Origin of the sequence: Burkholderia guangdongensis (assembly GCF_013403875.1) — a bacterium.
GTDB classification, from domain to species: Bacteria; Pseudomonadota; Gammaproteobacteria; order Burkholderiales; family Burkholderiaceae; genus Burkholderia; species Burkholderia guangdongensis.
Genome location: NZ_JACBNX010000018.1, coordinates 13,242 through 29,747 on the forward strand (window position 1 = coordinate 13,242; position 16,506 = coordinate 29,747).

The following is a 16,506-nucleotide window of genomic DNA, read 5'->3' on the forward strand; positions in this document are numbered from 1 at the left end:
GGATCGTCTGTTCGGGAAACGTGTCAGCCCCGCTCGACGCTGACGCGCGCGCCGGGTGATTTGTAACTGATTATTAGGCGCGGATCAGACCGGCTGGCGGACGAACGGCAGGCGGCGGCCTTCGCGCTCGCTTTGCGCCGCGAGTTCGATGATCGTCATCACGTCGACCGCGTCCTGCGGTGTGACCGGGAACGGTGCGCCGTCGTGGATCGACGCGGCGAGCGCGCGGTAGAACTCCGCATACGCGCCGTCGAGCGTCGGCACCGGGCGCTCGGTCTCGACTTCGCCGTCCAGCACGCGCAGCACGCCGGGCCGGTTGCCGCCGCCGAACTCGACGTGATCCGGCGTGAGGCCGGCCTTCAGCTGGTCCTCCTGCGTGTCGAGGCCGAACTTCTGGTAGCTGCCGAGCGTGCCGTGCAGCGTGAAGCGCGCGGGCTCGATCGCGGACAGCGCGCTCGCATGCAGCGCGACGTCCTTGTCCGGATAGCCGAGCAGCAGATGCACGAAATCGGGCGCGGTGCCGCCGTCGCGGCGGGTCTTGACGGTTGCGTCGACGGTGTCGGGCACGCCGAACAGCGCGAGCGCCTGGTCGATCAGGTGCGGGCCGAGGTCGTACAGCAGGCCGCCGCCGCGCGCGGCTTCCTCGCGCCAGCGCGCGCGCACCTGTGGGCGAAAGCGGTCGAAATGCGACGCGACGTACGTGATGCGGCCGAGCTCGCCGCGCTCGACGAGCCCGCGCACGGTCAGGAAATCGCCGTCCCAGCGGCGGTTGTGGAACGGCGCGAACACGCGGCTCCTTGCGTTCGCGAGCCGCGCGAGCGCGAGCGCTTCGTCCGACGTCAGCGTGACCGGCTTGTCGACGACGACGTGCCGCCCGGCCTCGAGCACGCGCTGCGCGAGCGGGAAATGCGTGTCGTTCGGCGTCGCGATCACCACGCACTCGATGTCGTCGAACGCGAGCAGCGTGTCGAGATCGGCGACGACGCGCGCGCCCGGATACGCGGCCTGCGCGCGCTCCGGCTGGCCGGTCGCGATCGCGGCGACCTGCGTGCGGCCGCTCGCGGCGATCACCGGCGCATGAAACGTCGCGCCGGCGAAACCGAAACCCATCAAACCCACTTTGAGCAATGACGACATGGCGATCCTGTGAACGATGCGGAATGTGCGGACGGTGCGGTGCAGGCGGCGCGGCGGCCGGAGCTCGCGCGACAGGGCGCTATTGTGGCACGGCGGCGCGTGGAGGAAGGGGGTATTGGCCGAGCGGCCAGGGGTGGGGGCGGGGCAACCTGCGCATGCGTGTGTGCGCGCGGGTGCGCCGGGGCGACGACCCCGGCGCTTCGGACGGAATGTCCGCGATCAGGACAGCTTCGAGAAGTCTGGCGGTCTGCGTTCGGCAAACGCGGCGAAGGCTTCGCGCGCCTCCGCGCTCTTCAGCCGATCGGCGAACAGCGCGCCTTCCTCGGCCATCCGCGCGAGGATCCGCTCCTGATCGCGCATCAGCCGCTTGGTGATGCTGAGGGCGCCGGCCGGCCGTTTGGTCAGCGCGATCGCCGCGTCCAGCGCCGCCTTGCGCAATTCGGCCTGTGGCACCACGGCATTCGCCAGCCCGCACGCGAGCGCGGTCTGAGCGTCCATCGGCTGGCCTAGCGCGAACATCGCGTAGGCGCGCGCATGACCGATCCGCAGCGGCAGCAGCAGGCTCGACGCCGCCTCGGGCACCACCGCGAGATTGACGAACGGCGTCGTCAGCCGTGCGTTTTCGGCGAGATAGACCAGGTCGCAATGCAGCAGCATCGTGGTGCCGACGCCGACGGCATTGCCTTGCACCGCCGCAATCAGCGGCTTGCCGGCCTTGCCGATCGTGCTGATGAAGCGATGCGCCGGACTGGGGCCGGTGCTTTCGCTGCGCGATCGGGCGGCGAAATCGGAGATGTCATTGCCCGCCGTGAAGCTGTCGCCGTCCCCCTGGAGCAGGACCGCCCGGATGGACGCATCGGCCTCGGCCCGATCCAGCCCATCCGACAGCGCGTCGTACATCGCACCGGTGAGTGCGTTCTTCTTGTCGGCCCGTTGCAGCGTCAGCGTCATCACGCCATCCGCGATTTCGGTCTTCACGTATTCCGTCATGGCGGTTTCCTCAAGCAAGGGTGTTGGCCGGCGCGTGGGCGCCATCGAACAAGCCGGTCAGCCGGCGGCGGGTAATGTGTTCGGCGTCGCGCATGATGCGATCGATCAATTCCCGCGCCGTGGGGATGTCGTCGATCAGCGAAGCGACGAGACCGCACGACCAGGCGCCTGCGTCCATATCGCCGTCCTTCATGACCTTCGGATAGACGCCGGCCACTTCGGGGACGATGTCCTCGAACACGATCTTCGAGCCCAGCGCTTTCTCCTTCTCCAGCAGGCGCTCGACGCCCGCGTTCGTGAGCACGCGCTCGGTGTTGCGCAGCGGCCGCATGATCAGGCGCGTGTCGAGTTCGGTGGCCGCCACGATCGCGCGCTTGACGTTTTCATGCACCGGCGCCTCCTTCGTCGCAATGAAGCGCGTCCCCATGTTGATGCCCTCGGCGCCCAGCGCAAGCGCGGCAACCAGTTGGGCGCCGGTGCCCATGCCACCCGACGCGACGAACGGCACCTTCAGTTTCCGGGCGGCAAGCGGCAGGAGAATCATGTTCGGGATGTCGTCTTCGCCTGGATGGCCCGCGCATTCGAATCCATCGATGCTCAACGCGTCGACGCCCGCGGCCTCCGCACTCAACGCGTGCCGAACGGCGGTGCACTTGTGGATGACCTTGATGCCGGCCTCCTTGAGGGGCGGCAGCCATCGTTTCGGGTTGTTGCCCGCCGTCTCGACGATCTTGACGCCGCCATCGATGATGGCTTTCACGAACCCGGGGTAATCGGGCGGCGTGACGGACGGCAGAAAGGTCAGATTCACGCCGAACGGCTTGTCGGTCATCTCGCGGCAACGCGCGATTTCATTCGCCAGGTTTTCCGACGTGCGCTGCGTGACCGCCGTAATGATCCCCAGCCCGCCGGCGTTCGACACCGCCGCCGCCATTTCGGCAAAACCGACCCAATGCATCCCGCCTTGAATGATCGGGTGTTCGATACCGAACAGTTCTGTAATTGCAGTCTTCATGACAATGCTCCTGTGTCTCTATCGGTCGTCATTCGGGTTTCAATCGGACTTCAATCGGGTTTCATCCCACCACGTTGCCGGCGCGCAGCCTGGCGATCTCGTCTGCGTCGTAGCCGGCCTCGCGCAGAATCTCGTCGCTGTGCTGGCCGACGTCGGGCGCCTTGCGCGGCTTGACTTTGGGTTGGCCGGAAACGAACAGCGGGGAGTCGACCGTCATCAGCGTGTCGTTTTCGAACGGCACCAGAAAACCGTTGTCGATCGCCTGCCGGTCGTTGGCGGCATCGTTATGGTCGGCGACGATCTCGAACACCAGACCGGCCTCGTTCAGGATGGCCTGCCATTCGCCGCGCTCGCGCGTCGCGAACGCGGCGTCGAGGGCCGCGATCAATTCGGTCGAACGTTCGAATCGGTCGGGCTGCGTGGCGAAGCGAGGATCGTCGAGCAGGGATTCGACGCCCAGGCATTTCGCGAGAACGGGCCATTGGCGCTCTTCGTTGAGGATCGTCAGCATCAGCCAGCGGTCGTCGCGACAGCGGTAATAGGCGGTCAGCGCATTGAAATGGCGTTCGCGCGGCGGCCTCGGGAAAAAGGTCGCCCCGCACAACGCGGCCTGGACCGTGGTGCCGTTCGCCCACAGGCCGTTGGCGATCAGCGACGAGCCGACCTGCATGCCGCGCCCGCTGCGCTCGCGCTCGTAAAGCCCGGCCGCGATGGCCGCGAACAGCGAGATCGCGGACGGCTGGTCGCCCATGCCGAGGTTGGCGCGGGCCGGCGCGGATTCGGCGGCGTTGCGCACGCCGTCCATCAACCCCGAACGCGCCCACCAGGCCGTCTGGTCGAAGCCGGGTTTGCCCGCTTCGTCGCCGACCTCCCCATAACCGGTGAACGACGCATAGATGAGCCGCTCGTTGAGCGCGGAGAGCGCGTCGTAGCCGATGCCGAGCTTCTTGCGCACCGCCAGCGGGAAATTGGTGATGAAGACGTCCGCCTGCCGCACGAGACGCTGCAGCACCGCCAGGCCTTCGGGGCTGGCGAGATTGAGCGCTAGGCCGCGCTTGTTGCGATTGTCCAGCAGCCAGACGTAGTTGAGGTCCGCTTTCGGCGTGCCCGGTATCCGCGCGAGATTGCGGCCGGGGTCTCCCGCGCCCGGCGGCTCGATCTTGATCACGTCGGCGCCGAAATCCGCCAGCACGGTCGCGGCGCCGGGTGCGGCGATGAAACTGCTGCAGTCGATGACGCGCAGGCCTTCGAAGATCATGTAGGTATCCTCTTCAACTGTTCAGGTCCGGCCCGCAACATGCGCGCTCGCGCCGGGATGCGTGCCGGCCGCCCTGATCGCCGCGAGGACGACGAGCCCGGACGCGACATACATGGCCATCAGCAGATAGAGGCCGTATACGTTGCTGCCCGTGCTCTTCGCGAGCATCGCGTTGATCGACGGGGCGACCGCCGGACCGAGGTTGCCGAGGCTGCTGATCAGCGCGAGCCCGCCCGCGGCTGCGCCTTTGGACAGGTATTCGCTCGTCAGCGCGAAGAAGAGCGGGGTCGCCGAACTGAGTCCGATGTACGCGAGCGTCAGGCCGGCGAGCGAAGCGGCGATTTGCGCGCTCGCGTGCCCTTGCGTCAGCGTGACCACGCCGAGCCCGGCCGCCGCCAGCGTCGTGGCGAACGCATAGTGGCGGCGCCGTTCCTTGTGTGCGTCGGAGTGGCGCGCGAACCAGATCATCCCGCCGATCGCGCAGACCTGCGGGACGGCGGCGAGCAGCCCGACCGTGAAGAGATCGTGGATGCCCCAGCCGTGAATCAGCGATGGCAGCGTGAAGACGACCGTGTAGGTGGCGCCGAGCAGCAGAAAGTACGTGAGCGCGAGGCAGTACGCCTTCGGGTCGCGCAGCATGTGCAGAAAACCGCCGTCCGACTCGCCTTCGATATCCTTTTCGTCGTGTTCGAGCCGCTCGCGCAGCAGCGCTTTTTCGGCCGGCGACAGCCAGTCCGCGTGTTCCGGGCCGTCGTCCAGGCGCAGATAGATCACGATGCCGAGTATCGCCGCCGGCAGCCCCTGCAGGATGAACAGCCACTGCCAGCCGAAATATCCGCCGACATGGTCGAAGTATTTGAGGATCGCGCCCGAAATCGGGCCGGCCACCATCCCGGCGACCGTCGCGGCCGACATGAAGATCGCGATCACCTGGCCGCGCCGCGCGGACGGATACCAGTACGTGAAGTAAAGAATGATGCCCGGGAAGAAGCCGGCTTCGAGCGCGCCGAGCAGAAAGCGCAGCACGTAGAACTGGGTGGGCGTGCCGACGAACATCATGCCGGCCGCGGCGAGGCCCCAGCAGAACATGATGCGCAGAAGCGTCTTGCGTGCGCCGATCTTCTCCAGCATCAGATTGCTCGGGATTTCGAACAGAAAATAACCGATGAAGAAGATGCCGGCGCCGAGCGCGTACACCGGCGCGTCGAAGCTCAACGTCTGCTTCATCTGCAACTGCGCATACCCGATGTTGATCCGGTCCAGGAACGCGACCATGTAGCAGACCAGCAGCAACGGCAGCAGGCGCCAGTTGACCTTCCTGTAGACAGCGGCGTCTTCCGTCGCGGGGGCCGCGCGCCCCGCCGTGGGGCCGATCGGGTTCGACTTGGGGTTCATTTCCGTCTCCGTGCGCCGATCGAATCGGGCATGCTTGTTCTTGATCGCAACGAGCGCGCGATCATGTGTCGCGACGGCTCCTTGCGCTCTTTGAGTGGGCTTGATATCGGAGACTATCGAATGCGGCGATGCGCCCGGAAGGTTTGATTCGCTCAGCGCGCAGTGAGTTTCGACCACCGCTGCGTCATCGCCGAACGTCGAGCGCGCCGGCGCTGCCGGGATGGGCCGATGTCGTGCGGTACGCCTACGGCTTGCGATAGTACGAAGGATTGTGCTGTGTCCACCGGATGAACGCGTGACGGAAATTGGCGGCCTCGCTGTAGCCCAGCCGGGTCGCGATCTCGTCGTTCGTCATGTCGGTATTGCGCAGATACTCGATCGCGAGGCGCATCCGCACCTCGGCCAGGATGTCGCGATACGACATCTGCTCGGCCGCGAGCCGGCGGCGCAGCGCTCGCGCGTTGGTCTTCAATTCCCCGGCGATCGCGTCGATGTTCGGAAACCGGCCCGGCTGCTCGAACAAGACCCGATAGACCTCCGCGGCGATGGTTCCGGCCTTGCGGACTTCGGCCAGACCTCTTTCGCACATCTCCAGCGCCATCGCGTTGGTGATGGGATTCGCATAGCGCATCGGCTCCGTCATCCAGCGCCGATCGAATCGCAACTCGTTGCGTTCCTGGCTGAATCGCACCGGGCAGCCGAACACGCGCTCGTAGTCGCGCGCGTGTTCGGGCGCCGCGTATCTGACGCGCACACCCGACAGCCTGAACGAAGACCCGTATAGATCCTGGTTGATCGTGACGTGACTGGCGAACTGAAACTCCATGGTCAGCCGGTACAGATCGTCATCCGGCGAATCGCACAGCAAGGGCGTGTAGACGAAAATCGCGTCGTTGCCGTCTTCGTCATACGTCATGTCGGCCACCGGCCCCATCACGCGGTGGTACTTCAGTGCGAACTGCAACGACTCCTGATGAGACCGACTGCTGAGCAGCGCATAGCCGTACATCCCGTAAGCGGTGACGCGCATGCGCTCGCCGGCGCGGAACGCGCAGCGGCTGGCATCCGGGGTCAGCCGGAGGGCGTTCAGAAACGCCTGCTGCGTCTGCCGATACGACACCCGGGTGTCGGGCGACTGAAGCCGCTCCGGCGTGATGCCGGTACCCGCCAGGACGTCGGCCGGATCGATGCCGATCTCGGACAGCGCAAAGGCCAGCGCGGCGATCTTGTGTGGCGGATACACCTTGTCATTGAAACCCGGTCCAGCGAGCTGCATTCGGTGGCTCTCCTAAGTGGGGATCAATCTTACCCGCGCGTCGGACGACACCAATCGATGATGACCCGGATTTCGTCGGCGATATGTATCGTTCATGCCGGGCCCGCGATGCGATACGTCGAGTCAGGCCGAAAATAACCGGGTTCTGGTCACGTTCCCCCTTCCGGGATGCCGAATGGCGTGATTGAGTGCGGCCGGCGTCCGTCCGCGAAGCCGTGCGCGCCGGGACGGCCGCGTGACCCTCGTTATCCTCGTCACCCTCGCCCGACGAACGGCATCTTGCTCGCCATCACGGTCAAGAACTGCACATTCGCGGCGAGCGGCAGCTCGGCCATGTACAGCACCGCGTCGGCGACGTGCGCGACGTCCATCAGCGGCTCCACCGCGATCTCGCCGTTCGCCTGCGGCACGCCGTGCGCCATCCGCTCGGCCATCTCGGTCGCCGCGTTGCCGATGTCGATCTGCCCGCAGACGATGTCGTACTTGCGCCCGTCGAGCGACACCGACTTCGTGAGGCCCGTGATCGCGTGCTTGGTCGACGTGTACGCGATGCTGTTCGGCCGCGGCGCGTGCGCCGAGATCGAGCCGTTGTTGATGATCCGCCCGCCGCGCGGCGACTGCGCCTTCATCAGCCCGAACGCCGCGCGCGTGCACAGGAACACGCCGGTCAGGTTCGTGTCGACGACCGCGCGCCATGCGTCGATGTCGAGCGCGTCGATTTCGACCGGCGGGCCGCTGCGGCCCGCGTTGTTGAACAGCACGTCGAGGCGGCCGTAGCGCGTGCGGATCTCGTCGAACAGGCGCGCGACGCTGTCCGGATCCGTCACGTCGCAGACGATCGCGAGCGCGTGCTGGCCGCGCGCATGCGCGTCGGCGGCGAGCGACGCGAGCGGCGCTTCGCGGCGGCCGGCCAGCACGACCGTGTAGCCGTGTTCGAGCAGCCGTTGCGCGCACGCGCGGCCGATCCCGCTGCCCGCGCCGGTGACGAGCGCGATTTTGCTCGGCTTCGTGGTGGTAGTCATTGCTGCGAGTCTCCTCTGCAAAGTCAGTCCGCTGCTTCAGTTCGCTGTTTCAGTCCGTTGCTTCAGTCCGCTGCTGTCGCCGTCGCCGGCCGAAGTCCCGCGATTTGCCGGACCGCGGCCTGCACGATGATCGACAGCACGGCGGCCGACGCGAATGCGGTGCCCACCGGCATGCGCGGCAGCAGTCCGACGAGCGTAAGACAGAACGCGACGAACGAGAACCGGCCGAGCACCATGCCGCGCAGCAGCCGGATCACGAACGCGGGCCCGTGCGCGCGGTGCGACGACACGGCCAGCACGCTGCCGAGCAGCGGGAACACCGCGAACAGGCCGCTCCATGCGGGGCCAAGCGTGCCCGACAACGACGTGACCGCCCAGGTCAGCGCGGCGCCCGCGCACGCGCGGCCGGCCAGATCGGCGCGCGTGAGCGGCGCGTTCGCGCCCGATGCTTGCGCGCGCGGCAGGCAGGACTGGCCGAACGCGATCGCGGCGAGCGCGACGGCCGTGGCCGCGCCGGGCGTCGCCGGCAGCCGCGACAGCAACGACGCCGCCGCGAGCCAGGCGGCGAAGCTCGCCGGCAGCGCGAGCGGCCACGCGTGGCGGCGGCACGTCCATGCATAGGTGAAATTGAACGCTTCGGACGCGAGGATCGCGGCGAGCGACAGCACCGCCGCGTGCGCGCCGAACGCGGCGCCGTGCTGCAGCGTGAGCAGCAGCAGGATCGGGCCGGTGACGACCGGCAAGCCGGCGAGCCAGCCCGCGACGGCCGGCCCCCACCATTTGCCCGACATCGACACGAGCGACAGGAACAGCGGAACCAGCGTGAGCTTCAGTGCGAGCATGGAGATGCGGCCCGTATTAAAACCGCATGCTAGCAGAGCGCGGTGGGGGAAGGTGGCAGCTGCGGCGCCCGCAAACCCGCGCAGTAACAGGGGCCAGAAGTGCGCTGGGACCGAGCCTGAACCGCACCCGAACCACACCCCGCGCTCGTGTTAACATGCGCGTCCCGCCCACGCATCCGCACGCCGTCCGCACGCCGTCGTGCACCACGCGAGGGCGCCGTCCGGGCTTTTCGCTGTCAACCGCAGCCGTCAACCGCAACTCCATCCGCAACCATGTCCGCAGGCCTGAATTCCGCTCAAAGCGAAGCGGTGCGCTACCTCGACGGTCCCTGCCTCGTGCTCGCCGGCGCGGGCAGCGGCAAGACCCGCGTGATCACGCAGAAGATCGCGCACCTGATCGAAGCGAAAGGCTTCGAGCCGCGCCACATCGCCGCCGTCACGTTCACGAACAAGGCGGCCGCCGAAATGCGCGAGCGCGTGTCGAAGCTGCTCGAGGGCAAGACGCTGACGACGCCGGGCAAGGAAGGCCGCAAGGTGCCGGTCAACCAACTGACCGTCTGCACGTTCCACTCGCTCGGCGTGCAGATCCTGCGCCAGGAGGCCGAGCACGTCGGCCTGAAGCCGCAGTTCTCGATCATGGATTCCGACGACTGCTTCGGGATGATCCAGGGGCAGATCGGCACAACGGACAAGGGTCTGATCCGCAAGATCCAGAACATCGTCTCGCTGTGGAAGAACGGCCTCGTGATGCCCGAGGAGGCGATGACGATCGCCGCGAACGAGGACGAGCATCAGGCCGCGCTCGTGTACCGCAACTACGTCGCGACGCTGCACGCATATCAGGCGGTCGACTTCGACGACCTGATCCGGCTGCCGACCGAGCTGTTCGCGCGGAACGAGCAGGTTCGCGACCGCTGGCAGAACAAGCTGCGCTATCTGCTGATCGACGAGTATCAGGACACGAACGCGTGCCAGTACGAGCTGCTGAAGCTGCTCGCCGGCCCGCGCGCGGCATTCACCGCGGTCGGCGACGACGATCAGGCGATCTACGGCTGGCGCGGCGCGACGCTCGAGAACCTCGCGCAGCTCGGCAAGGATTTCCCGAAGCTGCACCTGGTCAAGCTCGAGCAGAACTACCGGTCGACCGTGCGGATCCTGACCGCCGCAAACAACGTGATCGCGAACAATCCGAAGCTGTTCGAGAAGAAGCTGTGGTCCGAGCACGGGATGGGCGATTCGATCACCGTCACGCCGTGCAACGACGAGGAGCACGAGGCCGAATCGGTCGTGTTTCGCCTGTCCGCGCACAAGTTCGAGCGGCGCGCGCAGTTCCGCGACTACGCGATCCTGTATCGCGGCAACTTCCAGGCGCGGATCTTCGAGCAGGTGCTGCGGCGCGAGCGGATTCCGTACGTGCTGTCCGGCGGCCAGTCGTTCTTCGACAAGGCCGAGATCAAGGATCTGTGCGCGTATCTGCGGCTGATCGCGAACGCCGACGACGATCCCGCGTTCATCCGCGCGGTCACCACGCCGCGCCGCGGGATCGGCAACACGACGCTCGAGGCGCTCGGCGCGTTCGCGGGGCAGGCGAAGGTGTCGCTGTTCGAGGCCGTGTACATGGGCGGGATCGAGGCGCGGCTCTCCGCGCGGCAGGTGGAGCCGCTCAGGATGTTCTGCGACTTCATCCAGCGCCTGACCGACCGCGCGGACAAGGAGCCCGCGACCGTCGTGCTCGACGACATGATGGAGGCGATCCATTACGAGGCGTATCTGTACGACGCGTTCGACGAGCGGCAGGCGCAGTCGAAGTGGCAGAACGTGCTCGAATTCCTCGAATGGCTGAAGCGGAAGGGCACGAAGCCAGAGGCCAGGGAGGCCGTCGACGGCGAGGCCGACGGCTACCACAACGCGGACGGGCTCGCCGATACCGGCAAGAACCTGCTCGGGTTGATCCAGACGGTCGCGCTGATGTCGATGCTCGAGGGCAAGGACGAGGATCCGGACGCGGTGCGGCTGTCGACCGTGCACGCGTCGAAGGGGCTCGAGTATCCGCACGTGTTCCTGGTCGGCGTCGAGGAGGGGATCATGCCGCACCGCGGCGGCTCGGAGGACGACGGCCCGATCGACAGCGAGCGGATCGAGGAGGAGCGCCGGCTGATGTACGTCGCGATCACGCGCGCGCAGCGCAGCCTGCACCTGAACTGGTGCAAGAAGCGCAAGCGGGCGCGCGAGACGGTGGTTTGCGAGCAGTCGCGCTTCATCGCGGAGATGGGGCTCGACGAAGCGCCGCCGCCGACGCCCGAGGAGGCGCCGATGACGCCGAAGGACCGGCTCGCGAGCCTGAAGGCGCTGCTGCAGAAGTGACGACGGCGCGGCGGCGGGTGTTCACCGCCGCATGCGTGATGAAGAAACCCCCGCGATGCCTTGCAGTTCAGCAGCGGCAGTTCAGCAGCGCGGGGGTTTTTGTCGTTCGGGGGAGGCCGGGTTACTTCGCGGCGTTGACCATGTAGTCGACGGCGGCCTTCACGTCGGCGTCGGACGCGGTCGACCCGCCCTTCGGCGGCATGGCGCCCTTGCCGTGCAGCGCGTAGTCGTAGACCTTGTCGATCGGATCCTTGAGGCGCGGCGCCCAGTCGTCCTTGTTGCCGAATTTCGGCGCGCCGAGGACGCCGGAACCGTGGCAGGCGATACAGACCGACTGAAAGAGCGCCTTGCCGGCCGATGCGCTGTCGGCGCTCGCCGTCGGCGCTGCCGCGGGCGCCGAGCCTGCCGTCGGAATCGCCGCGATCGCGGCTGCTGCTGCGGCGGCCTGCGCGTTCGCGGCATCGGCGTCGGACGCGGGGGCGGCGCCGGTGGCCGGTGCGGCGTTGGCGGCGGGCGCGGGCGGCTCGGTGAAGTTCGCGCCGCTGTTGTTGGCCATATAGACGATCGTGCGGGCGATTTCGTAGTCGCTGTAGTCGGCGGGGCTCGTGCCGCCGCGCGGGGGCATCGCGCCCTTGCCGGCCAGTGCCGTTTTCAGCAGCGTGTCGTAGCCTTGCGCGATGCGCGGCGCCCAGTCGTCCTTGTTGCCGAACTTCGGCGCGCCGGCGGCGCCGGTGCCGTGGCAGGCCACGCAGACGGCCTTGAACACTTCCTCGCCGGTCTTGTAGACGTGCGGTGCGTTGGCGTCTTTCACGTCGACATGGGCGAGCGGCGCGATGCGCGACGCGACGGACGCATCGGACAGCGCGTCGGTGCCGGCGCCGGAGCGGAATGCGTGGTTGGCGTAGGTGGCAAACAGCACGATGAGCGCGATCGGGATCGCGAACGACGCGATGATGACGGCAATCAGTTGGCCGGGGGTTTTGACCGGAGATTCGTGGGATGCTTCGCTCATGCTTGCCTTGTCTCCATGAATAGGAATGGTGAGCGGTGCGGCAACGGCAACGGGGGCAGTCCGGAGAAGCTCGGACGATTATAGACGGAACGTTTACATGAGGGCGAGTCGTGGTGCGGCGCGTGTTTACCCGCACGGGTGCGGGGTGGAGGGTGGTGCGGGCGCGCGGTGCGGACACGCGGTGGACGCGTCATGCGAAACGCGGTATGCTTGCGGACTTGTCATTCGTGTCGCGGCCGGTTTGGTTGGGGTCGTAACACTGTCTCGCATGCGCCCGTAGCTCAATGGATAGAGTACTGCCCTCCGAAGGCAGGGGTTGCTGGTTCGATCCCAGCCGGGCGCGCCAAGTGAATCAAAGACTTAGCATCATTCTCTCTCGCCAATCTGCGTTCCACGGGACTCGTACGGGACGCAAAGCATGGCTACCTTTTCCAAGCGCGTAACTTCCACGGGCGAAGTCACCCATCAAGCGAAGTGCCGCCGCAAAGGTCATCCGACCCAATCCAAGACGTTTAAGAACCTCGCGGACGCGAAGAAGTGGGCGCGACAGATCGAACGCGCGTTTGATCTAGGCGAGCTTCCGAAGGACGCCAGACAAGCCGATGCCGCCCACGGCTCGCTCGCCGATGTTCTACGCCGATACCGCGATGAGGTCGCACCGAACCACAAGGGCGGCTGGATCGAGACGCTATCTATCAACGCGTGGCTCCGCGAGCAGGTGGAGTTCACGAACACTCGCATCAGCGATCTGTCCCCGACGGTCATCGCGACGTGGCGCGATCAGCGGCTGAAGGAATTGAAGCCTGCATCAGTCGCACGTCAGATGAACATCCTGTACTCCGCGATCAACAAGGCCCGTCTGGACTGGGGCGTGCCGATACCGGATTGCAAAGTGAAGCGTCCGAAGCAACCGGCGCACCGAGACCGCGTGCTCACGAAGGACGAAGAGAAGAAGCTGTTGGCCGCTGCCCGCAAATCGTCGAATGATTATCTGGCCCCGGCCATTCAGTTCGCGCTTGCGACAGCGATGCGTGCGGGTGAGATTATCAACGCGCGATGGACCGATGTGAACGTGGAGCGGAAGGTCTGCCGCGTGCGTGAAGCGAAGAACGGGACGCCACGCGACGTGCCGCTGTCGACAGCCGCGCTCGCAACCTTGGCCGGGTTGGATCGGTCCACCGGCAGAGTGTTCGAAGGGCTCACGAGCGAGACACTAAAGCGTCTGTTCATCCGGCTTACGAAACGCTGCGAGGTTGATGACTTCCACTTTCACGACCTTCGGCATACGGCGCTTACGCGGTACGCGCGAACCGGCATGAACCCCTTGCAGCTTGCCGTAATCAGCGGCCACAAGGACATTAAGATGCTACAGCGCTATACGCACCTCAAGTCGGATGACGTGGTTGCGTTGATGGGGTGATCGTCCCGTAGGAGTCGCGCGGCGGGGCTGTTCGGCTCGCCGCGCGTGCTGGACTGCCCTTACACGGCAGTTCACGCACCTACTTCTGCCTTCTCCATCGGAAGGTAACTAAGAAAGGGGGCCAAAGTCTGCTTGACCGCTTCGGCATAGGCCTGCGCCCAGATATTGGCGAACGCCGCCGCGACGGTAAGCGCTGGGACGAGGCCTAGCCGTTCACCAACCTGCGCAAACAACAAGTGCGGGTCCATATTGGTCGTCCTCACTGACTGGCAGACCTGCTGCACCTTGTCCGCATTCTCGAAGCGCTGAAGCAGGGCGACCGACAGCTTGCCGCCAAAAGAATCCCAAGCGCTCATTACTTCATCGAACACGAATGATTCAGGCGATTGTCCCGGCAACCTAAACACCCCGCCCTCGGCAGATTCGCCTTGCTTCGAATCACCATCAATAACGCATATGGACGGAAATTTCGATGAAGGGTCTAGTCGGTGATAGCGATTCATCGCGACCGCCGTGCCGTCGCCTTCCATCCCATGTACTTGGATGTGGTCAACGGCGATATTGCCCGACTGTCGCAGCATCGCCTCAACCCAAAGCCTAGCAAATGGATCTTCAACAAATATCACCAAGCTCGCTTCAATTTGTCCGGTGATGGCGCGCAGGGAATGGATGTCTAGCTTTCCTTGGAATATCCGGTCCTGCGTCGCAACCCAAATTGCCTTAGATGGGAGCGGTTTGAGTGCGTCATTTGAGTGAGTCGTGAAAATTGTTTGCAGCTTTTTGCGCTCCGCAACTTCGATCAAATACTCGACTATCCGAACTGTGGCCACTGGATGCAGGCCGTTTTCGATCTCCTCGATGAGAACGAGTGCTTGTTCTTCGACTAACTCGATTTCCGCGACCATTCTGATGACGCTGGATTCGCCCGCGCCGAAATGGAATTCTGAGTATCCCTTTCCATCTTTAGTGCGTCCGGCAAGTAGCGTCACACGTCCTTTCGAGTCAACCTGCATACGGCTGAAACCGCTAACGTCTTTGCCGAGAATCCGCGAAACAGCCTGGCGCACTGGCTCCGCAAGCTGTTGAATGTGTGCATCTGGCACATTGAAAGAATTGGAGGCACACCTGACGAGTTCCGGGCGTTCGTTGGCCGGCACTGTGCGCGACACACCAAATACGAGCACGCGGCGATTAGGTGCGTCGCGGTTCCATCGTTGATTTCGGAAGCTAGTGGTGCGTCGAATTGCGTCCTTTTTATTCAAGTCTCGGTCGATAATTTCATACTCAATCGCCCAATCCTGCATGGATTCATCATACTTTCCGCTTTTCGCAAAGAAACGTTTTGGTGATATTGCTTTGTACGCACAGCCCGCAGCGCCCAGAATCGTAGTCTTGCCGCCGCCGTTTGGGCCGATTAAGGCGGTTACCGGGAAATCGAAGGATACCGGTTCGTTGTTAAAGCCACGCACATGCTTGAGCACCAATTTCGCCAAGTACTGACCGTAATTTCTCGTGGCCGCTTTTTCAAGTAGGCCGTTTATTGTGCTATCACGAATCTCGCTTTTGAAAGTCATGGCCGCGTATCACCCCGGAATGAAATTGAGATGCATGTAAGGAAGAAATACTATGGAAATCATAGCATTGTCCGCTCGTGCCGCGCTGACGTCGCTAACGCGAGATCAACAAGTGCGGACTCCGGTGGTGAGGCCCGCAAAAGTCTCTCCGCAGGCGCGAAACCCGCGCCGCGGACCTGCGACTGCCCTCACGCGGCAGGCTGACACGCTTTGAACCGAATCTCCGGCGCAGACTGGCCAAACACGAGCATCGTATCCACCGCTGACGCTACAGCGTGCATCAGGTTCTTCATGCGGTGCGGGTCGTCACAAGTAATGTCGACACTATCGCCAGCTTCAAGGTAATTCTGCGCAATGTTGAATTCCGATTCGCTGAATCCTGCTGCGCCAATGGCCATGTAGATTGCGTACTGCGCCGTCTCAAGGTCGCAAGTGCTCAGTTTCTCTTCCATGTTTCGGTTCCTCGGTCATAAGTTGGGTGAGGCGCCATTGAACGAAACATTAGTGAACATTGCCAGCGCTTTATTTTCGTGCAGCGTGTGGATTTGTTCACTCCGATGGTGTATCTGGCTTGTGATAGTCTTTCTCGGTCCGACTTCGTAGGCGGGTGCTGAAATGGGCGCAGTAGCAACGACCGTTAACATTGTCCTGGGCGTCTTCAATGCGTACATGCTGATGCGCTCGCGGCACGTTTCACTGATGGTCGTACCGACGATTCCGCTGGAAGGTCCAGCACGCGGAGACGACCCGGACACGCATCAGATACGAGTCCAAGTTGTGAATCTGAGCCAGTTCACGCTGTACGTGAGCGAGGTGGGTTTCATGTACAGGAACCAGAATGGCGAAGTGCTCAAATTTGTCGCGCCAGCAGGGAGTCAATTCCCCATTGAGTTGAAGGCGCGCGATTCCATACGCTTCCAGCCGGAACCGGGCGACATCATGGAGTCCGTCAAACACCGGTTCAAATGCGCCTATGCACAAACCGCTTGCGGCCGCACGCGAACTGGTACGAGTCCGTCATTGCAGCAGCAGGAATTGAACGTCTACCTGTCCACTGACGCGACCAGCGCTGATCTTGCGAAGTTGCGTAAACGGCATCAGTGGGAGCGGGCCGTGAGCTACATTCGTTCGACGCTCTGGTAGATGCCAACTGCCTCGTGCGGGCGGTCGTCAATTGTACGGGCGCGGAAGTGCCATTGCG

General features: G+C 64.6%; 14 protein-coding genes and 1 tRNA gene. 4 read left to right on the forward strand and 11 right to left on the reverse strand.

Annotation, left to right across the window (positions count from 1 at the left end; genetic code table 11):
* Positions 1-84 precede the first annotated feature (84 nt).
* The 8 genes from HZI36_RS18300 to HZI36_RS18335 all read right to left on the reverse strand — a co-directional run bounded on the left by HZI36_RS18300 (position 85) and on the right by HZI36_RS18335 (position 8,935).
* Positions 85-1,137, reverse strand: coding sequence for an oxidoreductase (locus tag HZI36_RS18300; protein ID WP_179404075.1), 1,053 nt, complete (start codon positions 1,135-1,137; stop codon positions 85-87).
* 219 nt (positions 1,138-1,356) lie between these two features.
* The gene (locus HZI36_RS18305; RefSeq protein WP_179404076.1) at positions 1,357-2,127 is read right to left on the reverse strand and encodes an enoyl-CoA hydratase-related protein; all 771 of its coding nucleotides are present in this window, start codon (positions 2,125-2,127) and stop codon (positions 1,357-1,359) included.
* A 10-nt stretch (positions 2,128-2,137) separates the two neighbouring features.
* Complete coding sequence (locus HZI36_RS18310) at positions 2,138-3,142, reverse strand: NAD(P)H-dependent flavin oxidoreductase (protein WP_179404077.1); 1,005 nt, start codon at positions 3,140-3,142, stop codon at positions 2,138-2,140.
* A 61-nt stretch (positions 3,143-3,203) separates the two neighbouring features.
* Complete coding sequence (locus tag HZI36_RS18315; protein ID WP_179404078.1) at positions 3,204-4,400, reverse strand: CaiB/BaiF CoA transferase family protein; 1,197 nt, start codon at positions 4,398-4,400, stop codon at positions 3,204-3,206.
* A gap of 21 nt (positions 4,401-4,421) precedes the next feature.
* Positions 4,422-5,795, reverse strand: a complete 1,374-nt coding sequence (locus tag HZI36_RS18320; RefSeq protein WP_179404079.1) for an MFS transporter — start codon at positions 5,793-5,795, stop codon at positions 4,422-4,424.
* Between the two features lie 244 nt (positions 5,796-6,039).
* Entirely contained in the window at positions 6,040-7,071 is a 1,032-nt protein-coding gene (locus tag HZI36_RS18325) for an AraC family transcriptional regulator (protein WP_179404080.1), read from the reverse strand.
* 254 nt (positions 7,072-7,325) lie between these two features.
* Positions 7,326-8,093 (reverse strand): SDR family oxidoreductase, encoded by a 768-nt coding sequence (locus HZI36_RS18330; RefSeq protein ID WP_179404081.1) that lies wholly within the window; start codon positions 8,091-8,093, stop codon positions 7,326-7,328.
* A 62-nt stretch (positions 8,094-8,155) separates the two neighbouring features.
* Positions 8,156-8,935, reverse strand: a complete 780-nt coding sequence (locus tag HZI36_RS18335; RefSeq protein WP_179404082.1) for a hypothetical protein — start codon at positions 8,933-8,935, stop codon at positions 8,156-8,158.
* A gap of 273 nt (positions 8,936-9,208) precedes the next feature.
* Here HZI36_RS18335 and HZI36_RS18340 point away from each other — a divergent pair, with 273 nt between their 5' ends.
* Positions 9,209-11,299 carry a UvrD-helicase domain-containing protein gene (locus tag HZI36_RS18340; RefSeq protein WP_218884049.1) on the forward strand — a complete coding sequence of 697 codons (2,091 nt, stop codon included), beginning with the start codon at positions 9,209-9,211 and terminating at the stop codon, positions 11,297-11,299.
* A 121-nt stretch (positions 11,300-11,420) separates the two neighbouring features.
* On the opposite strand, the gene HZI36_RS18345 is transcribed toward HZI36_RS18340, so the two are convergent.
* Complete coding sequence (locus HZI36_RS18345) at positions 11,421-12,311, reverse strand: c-type cytochrome (protein ID WP_179404084.1); 891 nt, start codon at positions 12,309-12,311, stop codon at positions 11,421-11,423.
* Positions 12,312-12,581: 270 nt separating this feature from the next.
* On the opposite strand from HZI36_RS18345, the gene HZI36_RS18350 reads away from it, so the two are divergent.
* A tRNA-Arg gene (locus HZI36_RS18350) sits at positions 12,582-12,657 on the forward strand.
* 72 nt (positions 12,658-12,729) lie between these two features.
* On the forward strand, positions 12,730-13,731 hold the full coding sequence (locus HZI36_RS18355; protein WP_179404085.1) for a tyrosine-type recombinase/integrase: 1,002 nt from the start codon (positions 12,730-12,732) through the stop codon (positions 13,729-13,731).
* A gap of 71 nt (positions 13,732-13,802) precedes the next feature.
* Here the strand turns inward: HZI36_RS18355 and HZI36_RS18360 are convergent, their stop codons facing one another.
* Positions 13,803-15,305: an ATP-dependent nuclease gene (locus HZI36_RS18360; protein ID WP_179404086.1), complete on the reverse strand. Its 1,503-nt coding sequence runs from the start codon at positions 15,303-15,305 to the stop codon at positions 13,803-13,805.
* Between the two features lie 188 nt (positions 15,306-15,493).
* A complete protein-coding gene (locus HZI36_RS18365) occupies positions 15,494-15,757 on the reverse strand; it encodes a hypothetical protein (RefSeq protein WP_179404087.1) in 264 nt (87 codons plus the stop codon).
* Positions 15,758-15,920: 163 nt separating this feature from the next.
* Here HZI36_RS18365 and HZI36_RS18370 point away from each other — a divergent pair, with 163 nt between their 5' ends.
* The gene (locus HZI36_RS18370) at positions 15,921-16,448 is read left to right on the forward strand and encodes a hypothetical protein (protein ID WP_179404088.1); all 528 of its coding nucleotides are present in this window, start codon (positions 15,921-15,923) and stop codon (positions 16,446-16,448) included.
* Positions 16,449-16,506: the final 58 nt, after the last annotated feature.

Excerpts from the sequence above, each read along its gene's own strand:
- HZI36_RS18300 (WP_179404075.1), bottom strand. The coding sequence starts at position 1,137 with ATGTCGTCATTGCTCAAAGTGGGTTTGATGGGTTTCGGTTTCGCCGGC.
- HZI36_RS18305 (WP_179404076.1), bottom strand. The coding sequence starts at position 2,127 with ATGACGGAATACGTGAAGACCGAAATCGCGGATGGCGTGATGACGCTG.
- HZI36_RS18310 (WP_179404077.1), bottom strand. The coding sequence starts at position 3,142 with ATGAAGACTGCAATTACAGAACTGTTCGGTATCGAACACCCGATCATT.
- HZI36_RS18315 (WP_179404078.1), bottom strand. The coding sequence starts at position 4,400 with ATGATCTTCGAAGGCCTGCGCGTCATCGACTGCAGCAGTTTCATCGCC.
- HZI36_RS18320 (WP_179404079.1), bottom strand. The coding sequence starts at position 5,795 with ATGAACCCCAAGTCGAACCCGATCGGCCCCACGGCGGGGCGCGCGGCC.
- HZI36_RS18325 (WP_179404080.1), bottom strand. The coding sequence starts at position 7,071 with ATGCAGCTCGCTGGACCGGGTTTCAATGACAAGGTGTATCCGCCACAC.
- HZI36_RS18330 (WP_179404081.1), bottom strand. The coding sequence starts at position 8,093 with ATGACTACCACCACGAAGCCGAGCAAAATCGCGCTCGTCACCGGCGCG.
- HZI36_RS18335 (WP_179404082.1), bottom strand. The coding sequence starts at position 8,935 with ATGCTCGCACTGAAGCTCACGCTGGTTCCGCTGTTCCTGTCGCTCGTG.
- HZI36_RS18340 (WP_218884049.1), top strand. The coding sequence starts at position 9,209 with ATGTCCGCAGGCCTGAATTCCGCTCAAAGCGAAGCGGTGCGCTACCTC.
- HZI36_RS18345 (WP_179404084.1), bottom strand. The coding sequence starts at position 12,311 with ATGAGCGAAGCATCCCACGAATCTCCGGTCAAAACCCCCGGCCAACTG.
- HZI36_RS18355 (WP_179404085.1), top strand. The coding sequence starts at position 12,730 with ATGGCTACCTTTTCCAAGCGCGTAACTTCCACGGGCGAAGTCACCCAT.
- HZI36_RS18360 (WP_179404086.1), bottom strand. The coding sequence starts at position 15,305 with ATGACTTTCAAAAGCGAGATTCGTGATAGCACAATAAACGGCCTACTT.
- HZI36_RS18365 (WP_179404087.1), bottom strand. The coding sequence starts at position 15,757 with ATGGAAGAGAAACTGAGCACTTGCGACCTTGAGACGGCGCAGTACGCA.
- HZI36_RS18370 (WP_179404088.1), top strand. The coding sequence starts at position 15,921 with ATGGGCGCAGTAGCAACGACCGTTAACATTGTCCTGGGCGTCTTCAAT.